Here is a 22186-nt window from a genome sequence, read left to right on the forward strand (position 1 = left end):
GAGACCCGGCGGGAGGCGAGGGTCTCACCTCCCTGCAACCTCAAGTATTCCCCGTCCACCCCCGACTGTCCTGATCGTCGCAAAGGGGCTGGTCGGGCCCTCGGCCGGGCCCCGCGCCGTCACGGCCGGCCGCTCACCCGAGTCCGGCAGGGAGCCGTTCGAGGATCGCCGTGAGGTCCATGCCCGTCGGCAGCGTGCCGAAGGCCAGGCCCCGGTCGCCGGCCAGCCGCGAGGCGCAGAAGGCGTCCGCCACCGCGGCCGGGGCGTGCCGTACGAGCAGGGAGCCCTGCAGGACGAGCGCCAGGCGTTCCACCAGGCGTCGGGCGCGCAGCTCGGCGTCCTCCGGGCGCGCCAGCTCGCCCAGAACCTCCCGCCACGCGGAGTCCAGCCGGGCGTCCGCGCCCGCCGCGGCCTCCACCTCGGCGCGGAAGGCCTCCAGGGACTCCGGTTCGCGGGACAGGGCGCGCAGTACGTCGAGGGCGTTGACGTTGCCGGAGCCCTCCCAGATGCCGTTGAGGGGTGCCTCCCGGTACAGCCGGGGCATGCCCGACGCCTCGTCGTACCCGTTGCCGCCCAGGCACTCCAGGGCCTCGGCCACGGCCGCCGGCTGGCGCTTGCACACCCAGTACTTGCCGACCGCCGTGGCCAGTCGGAGGAACGCCCGCTCGCCGGCGTCGCCGCGCTGGGCGCGATCCGTCGCGCCCGCGATCCGCAGCGCCAGGGTGGTGGCGGCCTCGGACTCCAGGGCCAGGTCGGCCAGGACGTTGCGCATCAGCGGCTGTTCGATGAGCCTGGCGCCGAACACCGAGCGGTGGCGGGCGTGGTGGGCGGCCTGCGCGAGAGCGGCGCGGGTGCCGGACGCGGAGCCGAGGACGCAGTCCAGGCGGGTCATGGTGACCATGTCGATGATGGTCCGCACGCCCTTGCCCTCGTCGCCGACCAGCCAGGCCACGGTGTCGTCGAACTCGGGCTCGCTGCTGGCGTTGGAGCGGTTGCCGAGCTTGTCCTTCAGCCGCTGGATACGGAAGGTGTTGCGGCTGCCGTCGGGCAGCACTCGCGGGACGAGGAAGCACGACAGACCGCTCGGGGCCTGGGCGAGGACGAGGAAGACGTCGTTCATCGGGGCACTGGTGAACCACTTGTGACCGCGCAGCCGCCAGCTCCCGTCGGCCGTGCGTACCGCCGTCGTGGTGTTGGCGCGGACGTCGGTGCCGCCCTGCTTCTCCGTCATGCCCATCCCGGCCAGCAGACCGCGCTTGACGCCCGGCGCCCGCAGCCCCGGGTCGTACACCCGGCTGGTCAGCAGCGGCTCGTACCCCTTGGCCAGCTCCGGGGAGCGGCGCAGCGCCGGCACCGCGGCGTACGTCATGGACACCGGACAGCCGTGTCCCGCCTCGGCCGAGCTCCACACCATGAAGCCCGCCGCGCGCGCCACATGGACACCGGGCCGCTCGTCGGCCCAGGGCGCCCCGGCCAGACCCTCGCTGATCGCGACGTCCATCAGGGAGTGGTACGAGGGGTGGAAGTCCACCTCGTCGATCCGGTTGCCGTAGCGGTCGTGGGTGCGCAGTTCGGGCTCGTACCGATTGGCCTCCTCGGCCCAGCGCTGGACCTCCTCGCTGCCGGCGCGACGGCCGATCCGGTGCAGGTCGTCCAGGTACCACTCGGCGCCCTCACGGCGTACGCCCTCCAGCAGGACCGGGTCCTCGGCGACGTCGTGGCCGACCAGCGGGGGCGTCTGGTTGGTCACGTCATGGGTGCGGGCCGTGGGGTCGCTGACGGGCCGGGTGACCGGGGTCGTGGTCATGGTCGTGTCCTTCGGAGTCGTGGGGAAGGAGTGGCGCGGTCGTCGGGAGCATGGTGCGGTCGTGATCCGTACGCGTCGGTACGCCCGGTCAGCCCGCCGGGCCCGGCCCGGCGCCCAGGCAGCGCAGGGACAGCGTGGTGAGTTCGGTGACGAGCTGTTCGGCGGAGTCCCCGTCGGGCGCGCCGAGCGGGTCCACCAGCACCTCGCCGATGGCTCCGGTCAAGGCCGCGGCGGTGACCTCGGCGTTCTGCGGCGGCAGCACGCCCGCGGCGACGCCCTCGCTCACGACCTCCGCGAACAGCGCCCGGTACCGGCGCCTGAACTCCAGGCGCTCGGCGCCCACCGCGGGCTCGGCGGGCGCCGCCAGCAGGGCGTAGGCCAGGCCCCGGCGTTCGAGGGACCGCCGGGCGAACACCTCGACGCCGTGGGCGAGCCGTTCCACCGGGTCGCCAGGGCTGCGCAGGACCTCGCCCAGGACCTCGACCTCGCGGCCGGAGGCGCGCCGGAAGACCTCGACGGCCAGCGCCGCCTTGGACGGGAAGTGCTGGTAGACCGAGCCCGCCGCGATGCCTGCCGCCGCGGCGACGGCGTTCACCGAGGCCTGCGCCCAGCCCACCTCGGCCACGACGTCGGTGGCCTGCTGGACGAGGTGGTCCCGTGCGCTGCTGAGCCGAGCCAGCTCGGCCGGGGTCTTGCGGTATGCCATGGAAGCAGTGAATCACCGTTCAGACCTTGGCGCCAGAGGCGGGGCGGTCGCGAGGCCTGGCCGGAGTGGATGATCATCGTCGTCCCCGCGTAGCGCCGGGGCATGGTCGACGAGCAGGTGGGGCGGGGGAGCGGGCGCGGTCCTGGGCGGCCCCGGGAGGAGCGGGTCACCCGCGCGGTGCTGGACGCCGTGGTCGCGAACACCCCGACGTCGCCGAGGCCGCGGTGATCGGCCTGCTCCACGCCACCCTCGGCAAGCGGGAGATCACCTTCGGCGACGCGTGAGGGGCCCCCGGGCCGGGTGGGGCGGTCCGTGACGGACCGTGCGCCCACCGGGTGTACGGTCGCGGCCGCCGAGGTGCCGTGCCGGGCGCCGTCCCGCACCCTGTACGCAGGGAAGGAGCACCCCTCATGGCTGACAAGGGGGCCGCGAACCACCGGAGGGGTGTCTTCCGACCGTCGTGGTGGCGCGCGAAGGCCCAGCACGTGAAGGTCACCGCGCTTCGGCTGCGGAGCGCCGCCGAGATCCGCTTCCCCGTCGTCTCGCACCTGACCGCCCGCATGCTGGCGGTGAACATCCTGGACGCCGCCACCCGGTTGGCGGCCCAGTGCTTCCTGACCGCGATCCCGCTGCTCTTCGTCGTCGCCTCGTTCGCGCCGGAGGGGGTGAAGAACCAGCTCATCGAGTCCGTACGCGCCGTCTTCGGACTCACCGGCGCCGCGGACGACCAGCTGCAGAAGCTCTACACGAGCCACACGGAGTCCCTGGAGCAGGTCACCGGCTTCGTCGGAACGCTGATGGTGCTGCTCTCCGCCACGGCGGTGAGCCGGGCGATGCAGCGGTTGTGCATGCGTGCGTGGGCGATCCCCAAGGGCGGTACGAAGGTCGCCCCCTGGCGCTGGCTCGTCTGGATCGTCGTCTGGCTGGTCGTGCTGGTCGTCCAGGCTCCGCTGCGCAACGGGTTCGGCGCCGGACTGTGGCTCGGCATCCCCGTCACGGTGGTGTGCCAGACGGCCCTGTGGTGGTGGAGCCAGCACCTGCTGCTGGGCGGTCGCATCGGCTGGCTGCCGCTGCTCCCCGGCGCGGTGCTCACCGGCGCCGCGGTGACCGCCCTGTCGCTCGGCGCGCACTTCTACATGCCGATGGCGCTCAACCGCACCCTCGCCGAGTACGGGTCGCTGGGCCCGGTCTTCACCATGCTCTCCTGGCTCATCGTGGTCTGCGCGGTGGTCGCCGTCGCCATCACCGTGGGCGCCGTGCTGGCCCAGGAGACCGGCCTGGCCCATCGCCTCGGGAGCCCGCCCTCGCGGTGGGACCTCTGAAGGCGGGCGCTCAGGAGTTCAGGATCCGGGTCTTCTGGGCCTCGAACTCGGACTCGGTCAGGACGCCCTGCGCCTTCAGCTCGCCGAGCTCCTTCAGCTGGGAGATCTTGTCGTCCATCGAGGACGCGGCGGGCGGCGGCGGGGCAGCGGCGGCCGGGGGCGCGGGCGCCGCGTAGGCACCCTGGGCCGGGGCGGCCTGCGACTCTTCCTGCTGGGCCCAGCGGCCCGCCTGCCGGCGCGACACGCGGTTGGAGACGGCGGTCGCCGTCCCGGCGATCGCGGCGGTACGGGCGATTCCACGCAGTAGACCAGGCATGTGCTTCTTCCTTGCCTCGCCGAGCAGCCGCTACGACTGGTCGGAGCCGGACTCAGGTTTCCTCGGAGGCCTCGATCGACGCCAGGAGCGCCGGTACGGGAATCCGGCCACCGGCCACGATCTGGGCACCGCCGCGCCGCAGGGCGGCGGCGAGGGGCCCGGCCCAGGTGTTCTCGTAGACGATGACCCCGGCGGACGAGTCCGGCGCGAGAACCTCGGCCGCGTCGCGCAGGTCCTCGTCGTCGAGCAGCCCCGACGTGGCGCCCTCGAAGAGCGCGAGGTCGAGCTGTCCGTCGCCGTCGAAGTCCGCGATCTCCACGGCGGTGACCGAGCCGTCGCGATCCTTCCTGACGAATCTCAGGTCGAGGACCCGGATGATCCGGCGCTCGACCAGGTCGAGCAGGAGAGCCAGGCCCTCGCCCGTCATCCGGTTGCCTGGGAACTCGATGACCACGTAGTCGACAGGGCCCAACTCGAGGTCTTCGGGTGCGCTCATGATCGCTCCTGACCTGGTGCGGTGCGTGGTGCGGGGGCCGCGGAAGACCCGGGACCGCACAGTTCCGCGATTCCGGCCGACACCCCCATTTCAGCACCCCACACACTCCCGTGCACGTCAGCTCCGGCCCGCCCCCGGGCCCGTGCCGGGCTCCGCCGCCCCGGCGGCCGGCCGGGTCAGCGGGCCAGTTCGCCGTCCAGCCACTGGAGGATCTCCGGTGTCACCGGGTCGGCGAGGTCGGCGAACTCCTCATGCTTCTTCAGGAACTTCGCCACGTACGGGCAGACCGGCACGATCCGCAGCCCGGAGGCGCGCACATCGGTCAGGGCCTGCTCGACGAGGATCGAGGCGAGCCCCCGGCCGGCGTAGGCGTCGTCGATCTCGGTGTGGAAGAAGACCCGCCGGCCGTCGCGGTCGCGGTACGCGGTGAGGCCGGCGTGCCGGTCGTCGACGAGGATCTCGTAACGGTGCCGGGGCTCCACGTGCCGGACGACGGGGGCGGCTTCCTGCTCGCTCATGGTGTGCCTTTCGAGTCGACGTGCAAGGGGCGGTGGGACGTGCAAGGGGTGGTGAAGAGGTCAGGGGGCGGGCGTCAGGCGCGGGGCGGGTTCCCGCGCGGGGAGAGCGCGGCGTTCGGCAGGGCAGGGGCGGGGAGGCGGTCGCCGGGGTAGCCGTCCACGTGACCGAAGCGCTCGGACGCCCGCTCCCACTCCTCCCTGGCCTCGACGATGTCCTGGTGGCTGCGGCCTATGAAGTTCCACCACATGACGATCTCCTCGTCGAAGGGCGTACCGCCGAGGAGGACCGTCCGCGCGCGGCCGCCGGACTCGTTCGTCAGGGTCAGCGTGGCGTGTCCGGGGCCGGCGTACCCGAGTTCGGCCGGGCCCAGGAGCGTCCCGGCGAGGCGGACGGCTCCTTCGTCGACGAGCAGGCCGTGCTCGAAGGCCGGATCGACGGTGAGGGTGACCGTGGCGCCGGCGTCGAGGAGGAGTTCGGCGCCGAGGAGCGGGGTGAAGGTGGGGACCGGAGAGGTCTCGCCGGCGAGTGTGCCCAGGAACACCCGGAGTTCTGCGCCCTCCAGCCGTACCGGCTTCGGGGCGTGGTGCCGGAAGTCGCGGTCGGCGTGGCGGTGTTCGTCGGGCAGCGCCACCCACAGCTGCACTCCGTGCAGGACGGTGGTGCCGGGTGTGGAGACCTCGGTGTGGCTGATGCCGTGGCCGCCGGTCATGAGGTTCAGCTCCCCGGGCCGTACGAGCGCGTGGCTGCCCAGGCTGTCGCGGTGCTCTATCTCCCCGCTGAAGAGCCAACTCACCGTCTGCAGACCGGTGTGCGGGTGGGGAGCGACGTCCATTCCGCCGGACACGGCGACCTCGTCGGGGCCGTAGTGGTCGGCGAAGCACCACGCTCCGATCAGCGTCCTGGCCCGCTGCGGGAGTGTGCGCCGTACGGTCATGGCGCGCGGACCGCCCAGCGGGACGTCCCGGGCGGAGAGGACCTCGACCTCCGTGTCACCCATGCCCGACCCCTCTCGTGTAGTTTCGTTTTCAACAATCATGGTGATGATAGCGCCCGCGCCCGTGACACGCACGGATACGGGCCGACGAAGGAGCGAGCGGTGAGCGACATGGCACAGGTCCGCACGGGCGGGCGGGTCTACCTCGACAAGCAGAGCCCCACGGCCTATCAGGCGCTCGTGCGGACGGCCGATGCCGTCCGCACGACGGCCGCCGAGGCGGGCCTCGACCGCGTCCTGGTGGAGCTGGTCAACCTCCGCGTGTCGCAGATCAACGGCTGCGCCTCCTGCCTGGACGTCCACACGAGGGCCGCGCTGAGGGCAGGGGAGACGACCCGGCGTCTCGGCGTGCTCGCCGCCTGGCGGGACACCGAGCTCTTCACCGCCCGGGAGCGTGCGGCCCTCGCCCTCGCGGAGACCACTACCGACCCCGCGGACGCCCTCGCGCAGGAGCGGGCCTACGGCCAGGCCCGCGAGGTCCTGAACGACGACGAGATATCCGCGGTCCTCTGGGTGGCGATCACCATCAACGCGTTCAACCGCGTCTCGATCCTGAGCAGGCATCCCGTACGGGACGTCAGGGCCTGAACCAATCCGTCACCGCGAAAACACGTGGACCGTGCGGCCGCTCTCACGGGAGACTCCGTTTTGTCACCCGACGATCCGAGAGCACAGGGTTCGCCATGGGATCACCTGAATCGTCCGAAGGGTTACCGAGCAAGGGCTCCGTACTCCTCGCACTCCGCTACTACGGAAGGGAACTGTCCCGGCTCAGACGGCTGACCGTGCCGGCCATGCTGCTGCCGGCCCTCGGCAACATCGGCATCTTCTACGTCGCGCCGCTGGTCGTCGCCAAGCTCGTCGGCGGGATCGCCGGCGAGAGCGGTACCGCGGACAGCCTCGGCTCGGCGCTGCCGTACGTCCTCGGCTTCGCCGGCGTCCTCCTGCTCGCCGAGGGGCTGTGGCGCGTCGGACTGCACTGCCTGAACCGCCTCGACGCCCGCGGCATCGAGCACCTGTACGTCACCGGCATGGACGAGCTGTACGCCAAGGACGCCGCGTTCTTCCACGACAACTTCGCCGGGTCGCTGACCAAGCGGGTCCTGAGCTTCGCCTCCCGCTTCGAGGAGTTCGTCGACACGCTCACCTTCTCCGTCATGGGCAGCTTCGTGCCCCTGCTGTTCGCGTCGGTGGTGCTGTGGCAGTACGACCCGATGCTCGTCGTCGGTCTCCTGGCCCTGATCACGTTCACGGCGGTGTGCGTGACACCCCTGATCCGGCGCCGCCAGCTGCTCGTCGCCCGGCGCGAACAGGCGATCGCCCGGGTGGCGGGCCATGTCGCCGACAGCCTGATGAACATGGACACGGTCCGGTCCTTCGCCGCCGAGGAGCGCGAGGCCGCCGAACACCGGGCCCGCGTCGCCGAGTCGCGCCGGCTCACCCTGCGTTCCTGGGACTACGGCAACCTGCGCATCGACACGCTGGTCGCGCCGATGTCCGTGCTGACCAACGTGCTGGGCCTGGTGCTCGCGCTCGGGCTGGGCGCGGGAGAGCTCGGCGTGGAGGCGGTCGTCGTCGTCTTCACGTACTACGCCAACGCCACGCGGATCATGTTCGAGTTCAACCAGATCTACCGCCGTCTGGAAAGCTCGATGACGGAGGCCGCGCAGTTCACCGAACTGCTCCTCGCACCCCCGACCGTCCGCGACCCCGCCTCGCCCGAACCGCTCCTCACCCAGGGCGCCGACGTGCGCTTCGAGCGGGTGACCTTCGCCCACGCGGGCGCCCAGCCGCTCTTCGAGGGCCTCGACCTGGCCGTGCGGGACGGGGCGAAGATCGGCTTCGTGGGCCGGTCCGGCGGAGGCAAGACCACACTCACCCGGCTGCTGCTGCGGATGTCGGACATCGACGGCGGCCGGATCCTGATCGGGGGCCAGGACATCAGCCGCCTGCGACAGGCCGAACTGCGCAGTCTGATCGCGTACGTTCCGCAGGACCCGGCCATGTTCCACCGCACGCTGCGCGACAACATCGCCTTCGCCCGGCCGGACGCCACCGAAGCGGAGATCCGTCGCGCCGCCGAGGCCGCGCACGTCACGGAGTTCGCCGACGCGCTCCCCGACGGCTTCGACACCATGGTGGGCGAGCGCGGGGTGAAGCTGTCCGGCGGCCAGCGTCAGCGGGTCGCCCTCGCCCGGGCGATCCTGCGCGACGCGCCGATCCTGCTGCTCGACGAGGCGACCAGCGCCCTGGACTCCGAGAGCGAGATCCTGGTCCAGGACGCGCTGTGGAAGCTCATGGCCGGGCGGACGGCGCTCGTGGTGGCGCACCGGCTGAGCACGGTCGCCACCATGGACCGGCTCGTCGTCCTCGACCGCGGACGGATCGTCGAACAGGGCACGCACCAGGAGCTGCTCACCGTGGACGGTGCCTACGCGAAGCTCTGGCGGCACCAGTCGGGCGGCTTCCTCGACGACACCCCCGCGGACACCCCGGCGGCGGACCTGCGCTGAACCCTCGGACCGCGCTCGCCGGAGGGGGAAAGGTACGGACCTGGGCCGGGGTGGGTGCGGTTCGACGACATCGTGGCACCAACCTGACAGGGCACGTCAGGTTGTTGTCACGAGGGGGAGCACCGACGAGCCGCGTCCGCTGGCATCGTTCGATGCGGCCGGGCCGGTTCCGGCGAGGCGGAGGAATCCACCCACAGGCACAGGGGGACGCATGGACGCACATCCGTGTTCGAAGAAGCCCGGCGCTTGGGCGGCGCGTGCCGCTGCCGCGCTCGCCCTGACGCTCATCGCGCTCACCCTGTCGGCCGGGACCGCCGCCGCGGGGCAGGCCGAGGCCACGACCGCCGACGCGTCGACCGCCGTGACGGGGCTGTCCGCGGGGACCGCCGACGCGCCGTGGGACCCGTCGCCGCACACCCCGCGCGAGGCCCTGGCCGCCCTCTGCGCCGAGTGGGAGGCCTTCTCCGCCGGGCTGCCGTTCCCTGTCGAACCCCCGCCGGTGTGCAAGCTGGTCAACGGCTGGGACTAGGCAGCTCCGATGCGGTTCCAGCTGCTCGGGCCGCTGAGCCTCGCGGACGGGCCCGAGACCGTCGTCCTCGCTCCGTCCCGGCCCACCAACCTGCTGGCCACGCTGCTGCTCCATGCGAACGGCGTGGTCTCGGCCGACTACCTCCAGCAGGCCATCTGGGGCGAGGACCAGCCGGCCACCGCCAAGGCGGCCCTTCAGACCTGCGTCATGCGCCTGCGCCGGCTCTTCGTCAAACACGGGGTGACCGAGGCCCCCATCGAGGCGGTCCCCGGGGGCTACCGCATCAGCGCCGGTCCGCGCACCCTCGACCTCATCGGCTTCCGCGACCAGGTCCGGCGGGCCACCGCCGACCACGACCCCCTCGCCGAACTGCACCTCCTCAAGGACGCGTTGTCGCTCTGGCAGGGCGCCCCCCTCACCAACGTGCGCTCCGACGTCCTCCACCGGGACGCGGTGCCCCGGCTGGTCGAGGAACGGCTGCGCACGGTGGAACGTGTCTGCGACCTGCTCCTCTCCCTCGACCGCTGCGGCGACGCGCTCGTGGACCTCTGGGACGTCACCCGCGCCCACCCGGGATACGAGCGGTTCCACGAGCAGCTGATCGAGGCGCTCTACCGGACGGGACGGCAGGCGGAGGCGCTGGCCGAGTACCGGCGGATCAAGGAGTACCTCCTCGACGAACTGGGCGTGGACCCGTCGCCGGCCCTGCGCCGGCTGGAACTGGCCATCCTGCGCGGCGAGGACCTGGGCCCCGCGCGCTCCGGCACGGCCGTGCCCGTACGGGCCGCGCTCCCCGCCCCGGCAGCCGCGACCGCGACGGGGCCGCCGCTCGTCGCGCCCGTGCCGGTCGTGCCCTCCTTCACCGGCCGCGCCGGCGAGGTCGCCGCCATGACCGCCCGGCTCGCCGCACCACGCGAGGAGGCGGTGACCGTACTCGTCACCGGAGCCCCCGGCATCGGCAAGACCGCGCTCGCCGCCCACGTCGCCCACCTGGTCCGGGACGCCTTTCCCGGGGGCCGGCTCCTGGTGCGCATGACCGACCCGCACGGAGCGTCCCGCCCACCGGGCGAGGTTGCGGCCGAGGTGGCGGAGGTCCTGCGCGACCGGCGGCCGGAGGAACGCGCGCTGCTCGTCCTCGACGACGTGGCCGACGCCGAACAGGTCCGCCCGCTCCTCCCCGTCGGCCCCGGCGGGGCGGCCGTCGTCACCAGCCGCATGGGGCTCGCCGGACTGGTCGCCACCCACGGCGGCTGGGTGCACCGGCTGTCCGTGTTCGACCCCGAGGAGTCCCACGGGCTGCTCCACGCGGTCCTGGGCGCCGAGCGCGCCGAGGCCGAACCGGAGGCCGTACGCCGACTGGCCGAGCTGTGCGGGCACTTCCCCCTGGCGCTGCGGATCGCCGCGGCCCGCCTGCTCACCAGGCCCGAGCTGAAGCTCGGCGAGGGCGCGGAGTGGCTCGCGGGCGACCCCGTCGCCCGGCTGGCGCTGCCGGACTCCCCGGGCATGTCCGTGGACCGGGTGCTGGCCACCGCGCTCGACCGGCTCGACCCGCGCCTCGTCGAGGTCTTCGGGCGGCTGGGCTCGCTGCCCCGGGAGTTCCACGCCGAGGACTGCGGAGGCGTCGAGGAGGCCGAGGGGACGTTGGAGCGGCTCGCGGACTCCGGCTTCCTGGAGGCGGGGCCGCCCGGCCCGTACCGGATGCACGACCTGCTGCGCAGATACGCGCGGCGCAACGCCGAACGTACGCGACCGACAGAGAAGGTATGACGCACATGGCTGAGGCTGACATGGCTGGCACGGCGTCCGCTCCGGGCGCCGCACCGGACCCCGAGGCGGCGTTCGACGCGCTCGCCGGAACCCGTCCCCGCATCCGCCGCGACGTGCTCTTCACCGAGACGCCCGGCGGGGTCCTCTTCCACAACGCCGACGGCGGCTTCCACCTCACCGGACGCACGGCGTACCGCTTCGCCTCGCTCGTGGTCCCGCATCTGACGGGGGGTCACACGCTCTCCGAGCTCTGTGCCGGCTTCGGCCCCGCCCAACGGGCCATGGCCGCCGCGCTGGTGGGCACCCTCTACGCACGCTCCTTCGCCCGCGACGTACCCGAGGCCGACGCGTTGCCCGCCGACCCGAAGGACGCGCACCACGACCCGGAACACGAAGCGGTCCAGCGGGAGTTCGCCGCGCAGATCGCCTACGTCGACCACTACGCCGAAGGCGCGCCCGCCCGTTTCGACCGGTTCCGCCGCACCCGCGTCGCCGTCCTCGGCGCGGACGAGACCGCCCGCTGGTGCGCGCTGAGCCTGATACGGAACGGCTGCGCCCACATCGGCGTCACCGCCGTCCTCCCGGAGGCGGGCGAGGAGGCGGCCGAGGTCGGGGCGCGAGGCTGCCCCGTGCGGATCGAGCCGATCGAGGCCGACGCCGGCTGGGCGGACCTCGCGGGCTACGACATCGTGGTCGTCACCGGGCCGGGGGCGGCGGTCCGTGTCCACCGGCTGCTGACCTCGGGAGTGCCCAAGGGCCGGACCCTGATCCCCGCCTGGACGTTCGGCGAACGGTCCGTCGTCGGTCCGCTCTCCACCGACTCAGCCACCGGCTGCTGGTCCTGCGCCGTGCTCCGGCTCGGCACGAACACCGACGCCGCGGCCGCCGCCGAGCTCTGGGCGGAGGTGGCGGGTGGCTCGGTCCCGTCCCCCGGCTCCTCCACCGCCGGCCACGGCGCGCCGCTCACCGGACCGGTCGCGGCGATGACGGGCAACCTGCTCGGGTACGAGGTGTTCCGCCTCACGACCGGCGCGCTGCCCGCCGAGACCGCGGGCCAGGCGCTGCTCCAGGACCTGGCGTCGCTGGACGTCGTCGCCGAACCCGTCCACCCCCACCCGCGCTGCCGCCGCTGCGCCGCCCTCGTCGACCTCGCCGCCGAGGAGCGGAGGGCCGCGCCTGCCACCCTGGCGCTGCCCGAGACCCCGAGCGTGCGGACCGCGCGCGAGGCCGAGGACGCGGTCGACCGGCTGAACACGCTGAGCGCCGCGCTCGTCCGGCCCCACACCGGGATCTTCAGCCGCTACGAGGACGAGGACCTCACCCAGACGCCGCTGAAGATCAGCCGTCTCGAACTCGCGCTCGGGCACGGGGAGCGCCGCCGTATCGCCGCCTTCGACGTGCACCACCTGGCGGGCGCTCGGACCCGGGCCCTGTACGCGGCGGCGGAGGCCTACGTGGAGCACGTCACCCTCCCCGCCCCCGCCGGGTCGGACGGCGGCGCACCGAGCGTCCACGTCCTGCCCGACGCCCTGACCACCGGCGGCGGCACGGGCACCGGCTCCGACGCCGTCACGGCGTGGACGACCGCGACCTCGCTGCTCACCAAGGAGTCCGTGGCCGTCCCCGAGGCCGCCGTGCGCACCCTCGGGCCCGCCAACCGCGACCGGTCGGTCCTGGCGACCGGCGCGGGGGCGGGCGCGGGCGCCACGGCACAGGAGGCCGCGGGCCGGGGGCTGCTGTCGGCGCTGGCACACGAGGCCCTGCTGCGCGCCCTGCGCGGGGAGACCCGGGTGGCGCCGGTGGCGGTCCCGGTCGTGGACGGGGCCTCCGTCGACGCGGACGGCGACCCGGAACTGGTGTTCCTGATCCGGTCCGCCGCCAACCTCGGCGTCGCCGTGGAGCTGCTCGACCTCGGCGAGGAGGAGCGCTCGTCGGCGTACGCCGTCCTGGCCCGCGAGACGACGGACCACGGCGGCGGCCGCTGGTCGGTGGGCGCGGGGCTCTCCCGCCGGGACGCGGCCTGCGACGCGCTGCGCGACCTCCTCGGCCAGGTGCAGCTCGCGGCGGAGGAACCGTCCGAGGAGGTCGACCTCGGCCTGCCGCTCGTCACCGACCTCGCCGCCGGGACGATCGCCGTCGGCGACGGAACGGAGCGGCCCGTGACGGGCGAGACCGCCACCTTCGACGCCGTACTGGAGCGGCTGCGGGCGACCGGCCGGGACGTGCTGTACGTCGCGACCACCCCCGCCGACCTCGCCGCCTGCGGCGTGAGCACGGCCCGCGTCCTGCTCACCCTGCCCAACGGGGACGCCTCCGATGCCCACCGCTGACACGACCGCACCCCCGACCCCCGCGGCCTCCGGCGCCGGACCCGAGGAGGTGTGGGCGCCGTCCGCCCGTGCGCTGTCGCGGCTCGTCCGTCGCACGCTCCGCGCCCACGGCGCCCCGGACGCGGCCGTGGACGTCGCGCCGATCGGCGTACGGGACGCGTTCCGGACCGAACGGCGTGCGGAGGCTACGCCGGGGGGCGGGGCGGCCGACGGCGCGAGAGCGGAAGGCGCCCCGGGCGACCGCGTGCCCGTGCGCTTCTACGGACGGCAGGCCGTCGTCGGGCCCTTCCCCGGCGGCGCGAGCGGGCAGCCGGTCTGCGTCACCTGCCTGGAGCGCCGCTGGCAGGCCGTCCGCTCCGTCGCGCTGCGCGAGGCGCTGGAGCTCGGCTCCGGCACCCGCGCGGCCGGCGGATCCCCGTACACCACCCCCTTCGCCGCCGACGCGCTCGCCGGGCTGATCGCCACCCGGCTCGCGGGCGGCGGCCCCGCCGAACGGGTCTTCCCCACCGTCCACCTGGTCGACCTGACGACCCTGCGGATCCGCCACTACCCCCTCGTGCCGGACCCCGAGTGCCCCGACTGCGGCACCGCCGAGGAGGACACCGCGCGCGCCGCCGTCCTCGATCTGCGCCCCGCCCCCAAGCACCGCCCCGGCGGTTTCCGGGTCCGGGACATCGGCGACTACGAGCTGCCCGTCGAGCCGTACGCCAACCCCGTCTGCGGGTCGCTCGGCCCCTCCGTGGTCCAGGACGTCGCCTCGCTCTCCACCTCCGCCACCATCGGCTGCTTCTCCATGCGCTCCGGGGAGTACCTCCGGGAGACCTTCTGGGGCGGTCACGCCGACACCTTCGCCGGGAGCGTCCGCATCGGCGTCCTGGAGGGCCTCGAGCGGTACGCCGGCATGCGCGCCCGGTCCAAGCACGCCGGGGTGCGCGACTCCCTCGACGGGCTCACGGCGCAGGGCCTGCCGGCCCTCGACCCGCGCCGCTGCGGCCTGTACTCGGAGGCGTTCCACCGGGCCAACCCGCGTGTGCGGCCCTTCACCCCCGACCGCGAACTTCCCTGGGTGTGGGGCTACTCGCTCCGTGACCGCGAACCCGTTCTCGTCCCCGAGGTCCTGACGTACTATCACTCGCCCGGTCTGGAGAACCGCTTCGTGCAGGAGTCCTCCAACGGCTGTGCCTCCGGCGGGAGTCTGGAGGAGGCCGCCTACTTCGGCCTGATGGAGGTCGTCGAACGGGACGCCTTCCTCCTCGCCTGGTACGGACGGGTCGCGCTCCCCGAGATCGATCCGCGCACCAGCACCCGTCGCGCGACCCGGCACATGGTCGACCGGCTGGCGATGTACGGCTACGAGGCCCGGTTCTTCGACACCCGGATCACCTTCCCGGTCCCGGTCGTCACCGGCGTCGCCGTCCGTCCCGACGGCGGCCTCGGCCGGATGTGCTTCGGCGCCGGCGCCGGCCTCGACCCGGAGGCCGCGCTCGCGGGAGCCCTCTGCGAGATCGCCACCGACTCCGTCAACCTCCAGAGCCGCACCGAACGTGACGAGGAACGGCTGCGGGCGATGGCCGGCGACTTCGACAAGGTGGCGGCCCTGCACGACCACCCGCTGGCGTACGGCATACCCGAGATGGGCGACCACGCCCACTTCCTGCTCGGGGAGCCCGGCGCGCCCCGCCCGCCGAAACGGTCCTTCGCCGAGGTGTACGGGGACGGCCGTGTGCTGCCCGTCTCCGACGACCTGCGCGACGACCTGGAGGCGTGCGTGGACGCGGTCGCGCGTGCCGGGTTCGACACGATCGTCGTCGACCAGACCATGCCCGAGCAGCGGCGCCTCGGCCTCACCACCGTCAGCGTCCTCGTCCCGGGCCTGCTGCCCATCGACTTCGGCCACACGCGCCAGCGCGCGCTCGGGATGCCCCGGATGCGCACCGCCCTCCGGGAGGCGGGCCTGCGCGCCCACGACCTGGATCCCACCGAGTTCAACCCCGCTCCCCACCCCTTCCCATGAGCGGGCGCCGGTCATCGCCGCTTCCCCGACCGTCCGCGTCCGAGACTGCGACCAAGGAGTTCCCCATGGGGTACGCCCACGACTACGCCGCCGCCATCATGCGGCGCGGCCGGGTCCCGATGCCCCCGGCCGACCACGTCCCGAACTGGGCCGACGCCCCGCGCAAGACCAAGTACTACCCCGGCGTGGACAGCCTCCCGCTGCCCGACTGCGCCTACCCGGCCGACGCGAGCCTCGACCGCGGGCTCGCCGGACACCCGGGCGGGGGAGCCGGGTTCGACCTCGCCCTGCTCTCCGGGATGCTGCGCGACTCCTACGGGCTCACCGGCCGCCGGCTCGGCGTCCAGGCCAACACCGACCTGAGCGCCCTGCCCTCGTACCCGCTCGCCAACTGGTCCCGCGGCACCGCATCGGGAGGCGGTCTCTACCCGGTGAGCGTCTACTGGGTGTCCGGCGCGAGCGGCCCCGTCCCGCCCGGCGTGCACTACTACGCGACCCGCCACCACGCCATGCAGCGCCTGCTCACCGGTGAGGTGACCGGCGAGGTGCGCGAGGCGCTGGGGGAGGGGGCGCCGGGTCCCGCCCCGACCGACCAGTACCTGGTCCTGGGCGTCAAGTACTGGCAGAACGCCTTCAAGTACAACAGCTTCTCCTTCCATGCCGTGAGCATGGACATCGGGACCGTGCTCCAGACCTGGCGGATGTGGGCACGGGCCCGGGGCCTGGAGATCGAGCCGGCCCTCTGGTTCGACGAGGAACGGCTCGCCCGGCTCCTCGGGGTGCGGTCCGACGAGGAGGGCGTCTTCGCGGTGGTCCCGCTGCGCTGGGCGGGCGCCTCCAAGGCCGGCGCGCCCGCCGCCCGCGCCTCGGTGCGCCGTACGGACGTCGAGCGGTCCCGTACGGTCCTCACGTTCGAGGCGGTGACCGGGATGCAGGCCGCCACCTCCCGGGGCGCCGCCGACAGGCCCACCGCCGGTGCGCTCGCCCCGGCCGCCGTGGCACCTCCGCACACGGACCGGCCCGAGGTCCCGCTGCCCGTCCCCCGTTCCCTGGAGGCGGACGTCCGCACCGCGCTGCGCCGCCGACGCAGCAGCTTCGGCCGGTTCGACGCCCAACGCCCGATCGGCGCCGACCAGTTGGCCGCCTGCCTCGCCGCCGCCACGGCCGCGTCCAGGCTGGGCGGCGACACAGGGGGCGCAGGGGGCTCGGGCGGCACCGGGGGCGGCACCGGGGCCATGGGCGACGCGGGTGGCGCCGGCGACGCATGGCCCGCGCGGCTGTACGTCTTCGTCAACCACGTCGAGGGTCTCGCCACGGGCAGCTACGCCTACGACCCCGACGCGGGCGCCCTGCGGCTCATCAAGGAGGGGCGCCCCGGCGCCTTCCTGCAGAAGAACTACTTCCTGGCGAACTACAACCTGGAGCAGGCCGGGGCCGTCCTGGTGCCCGCCATGCGGACCTCGGCGGTCCTGGACGCCGTGGGCGACCGGGGCTACCGGCTGGTCGGTGCGACGATCGGCGCCGTGTCCCAGGCCGTGTACACCGCCTCCGCCGCGATGGAGCTGGGGTGCGGTGTGGCGCTGGGCTTCGACAACATCTCGTACATCGAGGAACTCGGCCTCGACGGGACCGGTGAGGCCCCGCTGCTGATCATGCTCGTCGGCCACGAACGGCCCGGTCCGGCCGACTTCCGCCACGAGATCGCCTGAGCCGCGCTCATGGGCGACGACAGAGGGAGAACCATGACGCCGTTCGTGCTCCGGGTGGCCGGGCTGCCCGTGGAGACCGTACGGGAGCTCCGCTGTCCCGACAGCCGCCGCTGGGCCGACGAGGTCGCCGAAGCGGCCGACGCGCTCGGGCGTGCGGGCGAGGCCGTCGGTGACCTCCTGCACGACCTGATCGGCCGCACCGGAGAGGGTGACGAGGGCGTCCGGCGCCGACTGCTCGCCCTGCGCCGCGCCGTGTTCAACGGCCGGCCACCCCAGGACCCGGACGGGGCACGGGAGTTGGTCGCCGGTCTGGACGCGGAGGCCGGCCGGGCCCTCGCCGCCTGGCTGGCCGATCACCGCGCGCTCACCGAGCGGCGCGCGGTGGGCGCGGCCCTGCTCGCAGAGGAGACCGGACGCGCCCGTACCGCCCTCGGCCGACGCGCCGGAGAGGAGCGGCTGCGCAGGGCTCTGCTGCTCGCCTCGCCAGCTCTGCACGCCCAACTCGACACATACGTACGAGCGGTGGAGGCCGCGCCGACGGTCGCCGAAGCCGCCGCTGCCGTCTCGGGCAAGAAGCAGCGCAAGATCGAGCGCTCGCTGCTGTCGTATCTGTACCGGACCGTGTGCAAGACCAGCCCGTTCTCCACGTTCACCGGTGTCGCTCTGGGTGAGTTCGCCGAGGGCGCGGAATCCGGCGGCCTCGCCGTCCGGGTCGACGACGAGTGGACCGGCCACGCGCGGCTGAACGTCGTCGCCCTCGGCCGGATCGCCGAGACCATCGCCGCCGACCCCGTCCGCCGCGCCGACCTGCCCGTCTCGCTCGCCAGCGGCTGGGGCAGGGACGACGACCGGGTCCGGTACGTCCGCCGCTGGGTCACCGCGGGCGACGACGACACGGCCGTCACCTTCGACGCCGTACGGGACCGGCTCTTCTTCCTGCGGCGCAGCGGCACACTGGAACGGCTGCTCGGCCTCTTCGAGGAGCGGGGCACGCTGCGCCACGGCGAGGTCGCCGACTGGCTGGCCGCCGAGCACGGCACGGACTCCGACGACGTCGAGCGGTACCTCGGCGCGCTCCTGGACGTCGGCATGCTCCAGGTGCCGGGACTGCGCACGGAGGTCCACGACACCGATCCGCTGCGGGCCTTCCAGGCGTCCCTGAGGGCCGTCGAGCGGCCCTGGGCCGACGAACTGGTCGCCGCGCTGGACGGACCGGTCTCCCTCGTGGACCGGTTCGCCCACGCCGCCCCGGCCGACCGGCCGGCCCTGCTCGCCGCGCTGCGCGACGGGCTGCGGGAGATCCAGCTGTCGCTCGGGGCCGACGAGGGGCGTGTCCCGCAGACCGTGCTGTACGAGGACGCGGCGGCGGGCACGGCGACCGGTCTCGACGCCGACGCGTGGGCGCGGCTGGCCGCCGGTCCGCTGGCGAGGGTGGAACGCGTGCTGCCCGCCTTCGACCTGACGCTCCCTCAGCGGCTGATCCTGAAGGGCTTCTTCCTCGCGCGCCACGGTCGGGGCGGGCGCTGCGACGACCTGCTCAAGCTGGTCCACGACTTCCACGAGGACTTCTTCGAGCAGTACATGTCGTTCACGGCGAAGCGCACCACCTTCGACACGGACGGCCGCTACGTGCCCGAGGAGAACTGGCTCGGGCAACCGGAGCTGAAGGCCCTCGACACGGCCCGGATGTCCTTCGTGGAGCGGATGCGCTCCCTGTGGCGGGAGTCGACGTCCGGCGGGACGGACGAGATCGTCCTGGACGACGCCTTCATGGCCGAGGTCGCGAACGAACTGGACGGCCTCGCACCGCACTTCGCGCCGATGAGCCACCACATCCAGCTCGCCGACCGGACCGGCGGACCGCCGCTCCTCGTCCTCAACCGCTCCTACGGCGGGCTGTCCTTCCCGTTCAGCCGCTTCACGCACTGCTTCGAGGGGCTCGCCGAGCGCCTGCTCGAAGGATCCGACTCCGTGGTTCCGCCGGGCGCGGTCCTCGCCGAGGTGACCGGCGGCCCGGTGACCAGCAACCTCAACCTGCACGGCCGGCTCACTCCGTACGAGATCGTCTGCCCCGGCGAGACGGGCACCCTGGAACCGGAGTACCGCATCGGTCTGGACGACCTGTCCGTCGTGCACGACGAGCGTACGGACCGGCTGGTGCTGCGCTCGGCCCGGCTCGGCCGCGACGTGGTGCCCGTCTACCTCGGCTACCTCGTACCGCTCGCCCTGCCCGAGCTGGCCCGCACGCTGCTGCTGCTCTCGCCGACCTCGATGGCGCCGCTGAACGTCTGGGGCGGGGTGCCGGAGGGCGAGCCGGTGGCCGGCGTGACCTCACGGCCCCGGGTCCGCCACGGCGCTCTGGTGCTCGCCCGCCGCAGCTGGAGTGCCCCTGCCTCCGTGCTCCCGCTGCGCGCGGCGGGCGGTGGGGACGGCCGCGACGGCTCCGCCGCGGACGCGGAGTGGTTCCTCGGCTGGCACCGCTTCCGGCGCGCGCACGGACTGCCCGACCGGGTCTTCGCCACCGTCTCGGACAGCGGCGCTCGCGGGGCGACCGGCGCCAAGCCGCAGTACCTGGACTTCGACAGCGCCCTGTCGCTGGCCGCGTTCGAGGCGCTGCTGAAGAGCGCGGAGGCCCGCGTGGTGTTCCGTGAGGCGCTGCCGGACGAGGACGCGCTGCACGTCACCACCGGGCGCGGGCGCCATGTGGCCGAACTGGCCGTGGAGACCCTCGCGCCCGCCGCCGCGACCCCGCGGAGCGCCCAGAGCCCGCAGACCCGGAAGGGGAACCCCCGATGACCGCCGTCCCACCCGCGACCTCGCCCTCGGCGGCCTCGCCCTCCGTGACGGCCTCGCCCTCCGTGACGGCCTCGCCTTCCGTGACGGCGGCGGCCCGGGGCGCCTGGCAGGCCACCCACGTCTTCTACGCGGCCAACCCGCGCCCCTTCCTCCTCCAGTGCGTCCGCCCGCTCGTGGCGGAACTGGCCGAGGAAGGCCTGCTTGCCGACTGGTTCTTCATCAACTACTGGCTGGAGGGCCCGCACGTCCGGCTGCGGATCCGGCCGTCCACGCCCGAGGCCGAACCCGAGGTGCGCCGCCGCACCGAGCGGGCGATCGACGCCTTCCTCGCCGAGCGGCCCGCCCTGTACGAGGTGGACTCCGGCTTCCTGCACGACTTCTACAACACCCTGTTCGAGATCGAGTTCCCCGGTGCCGAGCGCGCGCCCTTCGTCGACGACGACGGCCGGATGCGACTGCGCCCGAACAACTCGCGCAGCGCCGAACCCTACGAACCCGAGTACGGCAAGTACGGCGGCCCGGCCGGGGTCGAGCTCGCCGAGTGGCACTTCCGGTACTCAAGCGAGCTGGTCGTGGACGCCTTCCGCACCAAGAACCTGCATCTGCGGACGGTCCTGCTCGGCACCTCGGCCCAGCTGATGATGGTCATGTCGGCGGCCTTCCTGCCGGGCGAGCAGGAGCTGGCCGACTACCTGGACAGCTACTACGCGTTCTGGCACAAGGCGTTCCCCGGCACCGGCTTCATCGGGAGCGAGGAGTACGACCGCAACTACGCGGCCATGGCCCCGGACCTGGCCGCCCGCTTCGCCGCCGTCCGGTCCGCCGTGGCGGACGGCGGCGGGCCGGTCAGGCTGCCCGCGTTCCTGGGCGGCTGGGCCGAGCACTGTCTCGAACTGCGCGAGCGCGCGGAGCGGTTGGCACGCGCCGGGGAGCTCGTCTTCCGCTCCTGGGACGGCGAGCGCGACGAGCGGGTCACCGACCCGGCCGTCGCCCTGCCGCTCCTCCTCTCCCCGTACATGCACATGACCAACAACCGGCTGCACGTGACCATCCGCGACGAGGCCTACCTCTCCCACGTCCTCGGCCGCTGCCTACGGGAGTCCGCGTGACGGCCGGGCCGGCGGCCGCCTCCGCCGGGGCCCTCGCCGACCACCGGCCGGCGCTCCGCGAGGGCGTGCTCGTGAGCGACGCGTTCCTGCACGGGCCGAGGACGGTGCACCTGATCAAGGACACCGCCGGCGGCCAGTCCTTCCAGGTCGGCGTCAAGGAGTCCTTCCTGATCTCCCGGATGGACGGCAGCCGTACGCTCGCGCAGCTCGGGGAGGCGTACGCGAGCGAGTACGGGCGCCGTCTGGGCGACGCCAACTGGCTCCAGCTGCTGGGCATGCTGGGCACGCGCGGCCTCCTGGCGGGCCCCCGCACGCCCCCGCCCGGCCCCGTCCCCGAAGCGCCGGCCGCCGGGCCCGGGGCCGTACGGGCAGCCAAGCCTGCCGTGTCCGGGGCCGTACCCGAAGCGAAGCCCGCCGGGCCCGGAGCCGTACCCGAAGCGAAGCCCGCCCACCCCGCGGCGAAGCCCGCGCGGCGCCTCATGAGCGGCAGTCTCCGGCTCGTCGCGGACGCCGACGCGACCGCAGCCCGCCTGCACCGCGCCGTGGGCTTCCTGCTGCGCCCCGTCTGTCTGGTGCCGCTGCTGGGCGCGGTCCTCGCCATGCAGACCGTCCTCGCCCTGCGCGCGGGTGAGGCGCTGCTGGCCGCCCGGGACCTCTTCCTCAACCCCGTCCTGCTGACCGCCACTGCCGTGCTCCTGTGGCTCAGCACCGCCCTGCACGAACTGGCGCACGGGGTGGTCGCGCGCCATTTCGGTGGCCGAGTCGGCGAGATCGGGCTGCGCTGGCGGCTCCCAGTGGTGATCATGTATTGCACCGTGGACAACTACCTCTATCTCCGGACCCGTTGGCACCGCATCGCGACCGCCGTCGCGGGCGCCGTGATGAACCTCCTCTTTCTGCTGCCCTTCTGCGCCCTGTGGCTGTGGGCGCCGCTGGACACGGCCACGCACGACGCCCTGACCGGCCTGCTGCTGCTCGGCAGCGCGCAGGCGTACGCCATGCTGGTGCCCCTGCCCCCGCTCGACGGCTACAAGATCGTCAGCCAGTGGGCCGGAGCCACCGAACTCGCCGCCTCCAGCCGCGACTTCCTCCGGCTCGCCCTCCGGCGCGACCCGGCGGCCGCCGGCTATCCGCGCCGGGCCCGAACCGTCTACACCGTCTACGGACTGGGCAGCCTGCTCGTCCTCGGTGTTCTCGCCGCCTCGGCAGCGGCACTGATCCACCACCTGCTGACGGCGGCCCGAGCCGCGTGAACAAGG

The 22186-nt window shown here is 73.7% G+C and carries 17 protein-coding genes; 11 read left to right on the forward strand and 6 right to left on the reverse strand.

The window, feature by feature from the left end; all coding sequences use genetic code 11:
- Positions 1 to 133 precede the first annotated feature (133 nt).
- Both M5362_RS09490 and M5362_RS09495 read right to left on the reverse strand, forming a co-directional pair.
- Positions 134 to 1807 carry an acyl-CoA dehydrogenase family protein gene (locus tag M5362_RS09490; protein WP_260226936.1) on the reverse strand — a complete coding sequence of 558 codons (1674 nt, stop codon included), beginning with the start codon at positions 1805 to 1807 and terminating at the stop codon, positions 134 to 136.
- 88 nt (positions 1808 to 1895) lie between these two features.
- Positions 1896 to 2513 carry a TetR/AcrR family transcriptional regulator gene (locus tag M5362_RS09495; RefSeq protein ID WP_260226937.1) on the reverse strand — a complete coding sequence of 206 codons (618 nt, stop codon included), beginning with the start codon at positions 2511 to 2513 and terminating at the stop codon, positions 1896 to 1898.
- A gap of 410 nt (positions 2514 to 2923) precedes the next feature.
- Here M5362_RS09495 and M5362_RS09500 point away from each other — a divergent pair, with 410 nt between their 5' ends.
- Positions 2924 to 3835 (forward strand): YhjD/YihY/BrkB family envelope integrity protein, encoded by a 912-nt coding sequence (locus M5362_RS09500; protein WP_260226938.1) that lies wholly within the window; start codon positions 2924 to 2926, stop codon positions 3833 to 3835.
- 10 nt (positions 3836 to 3845) lie between these two features.
- Here the strand turns inward: M5362_RS09500 and M5362_RS09505 are convergent, their stop codons facing one another.
- From M5362_RS09505 to M5362_RS09520, 4 genes are all read right to left on the reverse strand, one after another.
- Positions 3846 to 4151 carry an SHOCT domain-containing protein gene (locus M5362_RS09505; protein WP_260226939.1) on the reverse strand — a complete coding sequence of 102 codons (306 nt, stop codon included), beginning with the start codon at positions 4149 to 4151 and terminating at the stop codon, positions 3846 to 3848.
- Positions 4152 to 4203: 52 nt separating this feature from the next.
- Positions 4204 to 4647 (reverse strand): DUF6325 family protein, encoded by a 444-nt coding sequence (locus M5362_RS09510; RefSeq protein ID WP_260226940.1) that lies wholly within the window; start codon positions 4645 to 4647, stop codon positions 4204 to 4206.
- 176 nt (positions 4648 to 4823) lie between these two features.
- Positions 4824 to 5165 (reverse strand): GNAT family N-acetyltransferase, encoded by a 342-nt coding sequence (locus M5362_RS09515; RefSeq protein WP_260226941.1) that lies wholly within the window; start codon positions 5163 to 5165, stop codon positions 4824 to 4826.
- A 74-nt stretch (positions 5166 to 5239) separates the two neighbouring features.
- Entirely contained in the window at positions 5240 to 6163 is a 924-nt protein-coding gene (locus M5362_RS09520; RefSeq protein WP_260226942.1) for a pirin family protein, read from the reverse strand.
- A gap of 108 nt (positions 6164 to 6271) precedes the next feature.
- Here M5362_RS09520 and M5362_RS09525 point away from each other — a divergent pair, with 108 nt between their 5' ends.
- The 10 genes from M5362_RS09525 (at position 6272) to M5362_RS09570 (ending at position 22180) form a co-directional block, all read left to right on the forward strand.
- On the forward strand, positions 6272 to 6748 hold the full coding sequence (locus M5362_RS09525; RefSeq protein WP_260227162.1) for a carboxymuconolactone decarboxylase family protein: 477 nt from the start codon (positions 6272 to 6274) through the stop codon (positions 6746 to 6748).
- A 95-nt stretch (positions 6749 to 6843) separates the two neighbouring features.
- A complete protein-coding gene (locus M5362_RS09530) occupies positions 6844 to 8673 on the forward strand; it encodes an ABC transporter ATP-binding protein (protein WP_260226943.1) in 1830 nt (609 codons plus the stop codon).
- Between the two features lie 211 nt (positions 8674 to 8884).
- Entirely contained in the window at positions 8885 to 9202 is a 318-nt protein-coding gene (locus M5362_RS09535; RefSeq protein ID WP_260226944.1) for a hypothetical protein, read from the forward strand.
- A gap of 9 nt (positions 9203 to 9211) precedes the next feature.
- Positions 9212 to 10969 (forward strand): AfsR/SARP family transcriptional regulator, encoded by a 1758-nt coding sequence (locus M5362_RS09540; protein WP_260226945.1) that lies wholly within the window; start codon positions 9212 to 9214, stop codon positions 10967 to 10969.
- Between the two features lie 5 nt (positions 10970 to 10974).
- Positions 10975 to 13299, forward strand: a complete 2325-nt coding sequence (locus tag M5362_RS09545) for a TOMM precursor leader peptide-binding protein (RefSeq protein ID WP_374214434.1) — start codon at positions 10975 to 10977, stop codon at positions 13297 to 13299.
- On the forward strand, positions 13286 to 15313 hold the full coding sequence (locus tag M5362_RS09550; RefSeq protein ID WP_260226947.1) for a TOMM precursor leader peptide-binding protein: 2028 nt from the start codon (positions 13286 to 13288) through the stop codon (positions 15311 to 15313). The genes M5362_RS09545 and M5362_RS09550 overlap by 14 nt, the downstream gene beginning before the upstream one ends.
- A 65-nt stretch (positions 15314 to 15378) precedes the next feature.
- A complete protein-coding gene (locus M5362_RS09555) occupies positions 15379 to 17022 on the forward strand; it encodes a nitroreductase family protein (protein ID WP_260226948.1) in 1644 nt (547 codons plus the stop codon).
- A 33-nt stretch (positions 17023 to 17055) separates the two neighbouring features.
- Positions 17056 to 19818: a lantibiotic dehydratase family protein gene (locus M5362_RS09560; protein ID WP_260226949.1), complete on the forward strand. Its 2763-nt coding sequence runs from the start codon at positions 17056 to 17058 to the stop codon at positions 19816 to 19818.
- Between the two features lie 62 nt (positions 19819 to 19880).
- Positions 19881 to 20927, forward strand: coding sequence for a lantibiotic dehydratase C-terminal domain-containing protein (locus M5362_RS09565; protein WP_260227164.1), 1047 nt, complete (start codon positions 19881 to 19883; stop codon positions 20925 to 20927).
- Positions 20924 to 22180 carry a metalloprotease gene (locus tag M5362_RS09570; protein ID WP_260226950.1) on the forward strand — a complete coding sequence of 419 codons (1257 nt, stop codon included), beginning with the start codon at positions 20924 to 20926 and terminating at the stop codon, positions 22178 to 22180. The genes M5362_RS09565 and M5362_RS09570 overlap by 4 nt, the downstream gene beginning before the upstream one ends.
- The last annotated feature ends 6 nt before the right edge of the window (positions 22181 to 22186 follow it).

The sequence above is a fragment of the Streptomyces sp. Je 1-79 genome (genome assembly GCF_025195125.1).
Taxonomy (GTDB): domain Bacteria; phylum Actinomycetota; class Actinomycetes; order Streptomycetales; family Streptomycetaceae; genus Streptomyces.

What these genes read in the sequence shown, in the direction of transcription:
- M5362_RS09510 (WP_260226940.1), bottom strand. Translation starts at nt 4,647, where the DNA reads ATGAGCGCACCCGAAGACCTCGAGTTGGGCCCTGTCGACTACGTGGTC.
- M5362_RS09495 (WP_260226937.1), bottom strand. Translation starts at nt 2,513, where the DNA reads ATGGCATACCGCAAGACCCCGGCCGAGCTGGCTCGGCTCAGCAGCGCA.
- M5362_RS09530 (WP_260226943.1), top strand. Translation starts at nt 6,844, where the DNA reads ATGGGATCACCTGAATCGTCCGAAGGGTTACCGAGCAAGGGCTCCGTA.
- M5362_RS09520 (WP_260226942.1), bottom strand. Translation starts at nt 6,163, where the DNA reads ATGGGTGACACGGAGGTCGAGGTCCTCTCCGCCCGGGACGTCCCGCTG.
- M5362_RS09490 (WP_260226936.1), bottom strand. Translation starts at nt 1,807, where the DNA reads ATGACCACGACCCCGGTCACCCGGCCCGTCAGCGACCCCACGGCCCGC.
- M5362_RS09545 (WP_374214434.1), top strand. Translation starts at nt 10,975, where the DNA reads ATGGCTGAGGCTGACATGGCTGGCACGGCGTCCGCTCCGGGCGCCGCA.
- M5362_RS09505 (WP_260226939.1), bottom strand. Translation starts at nt 4,151, where the DNA reads ATGCCTGGTCTACTGCGTGGAATCGCCCGTACCGCCGCGATCGCCGGG.
- M5362_RS09535 (WP_260226944.1), top strand. Translation starts at nt 8,885, where the DNA reads ATGGACGCACATCCGTGTTCGAAGAAGCCCGGCGCTTGGGCGGCGCGT.
- M5362_RS09525 (WP_260227162.1), top strand. Translation starts at nt 6,272, where the DNA reads ATGGCACAGGTCCGCACGGGCGGGCGGGTCTACCTCGACAAGCAGAGC.
- M5362_RS09515 (WP_260226941.1), bottom strand. Translation starts at nt 5,165, where the DNA reads ATGAGCGAGCAGGAAGCCGCCCCCGTCGTCCGGCACGTGGAGCCCCGG.
- M5362_RS09550 (WP_260226947.1), top strand. Translation starts at nt 13,286, where the DNA reads ATGCCCACCGCTGACACGACCGCACCCCCGACCCCCGCGGCCTCCGGC.
- M5362_RS09555 (WP_260226948.1), top strand. Translation starts at nt 15,379, where the DNA reads ATGGGGTACGCCCACGACTACGCCGCCGCCATCATGCGGCGCGGCCGG.
- M5362_RS09560 (WP_260226949.1), top strand. Translation starts at nt 17,056, where the DNA reads ATGACGCCGTTCGTGCTCCGGGTGGCCGGGCTGCCCGTGGAGACCGTA.
- M5362_RS09500 (WP_260226938.1), top strand. Translation starts at nt 2,924, where the DNA reads ATGGCTGACAAGGGGGCCGCGAACCACCGGAGGGGTGTCTTCCGACCG.
- M5362_RS09540 (WP_260226945.1), top strand. Translation starts at nt 9,212, where the DNA reads ATGCGGTTCCAGCTGCTCGGGCCGCTGAGCCTCGCGGACGGGCCCGAG.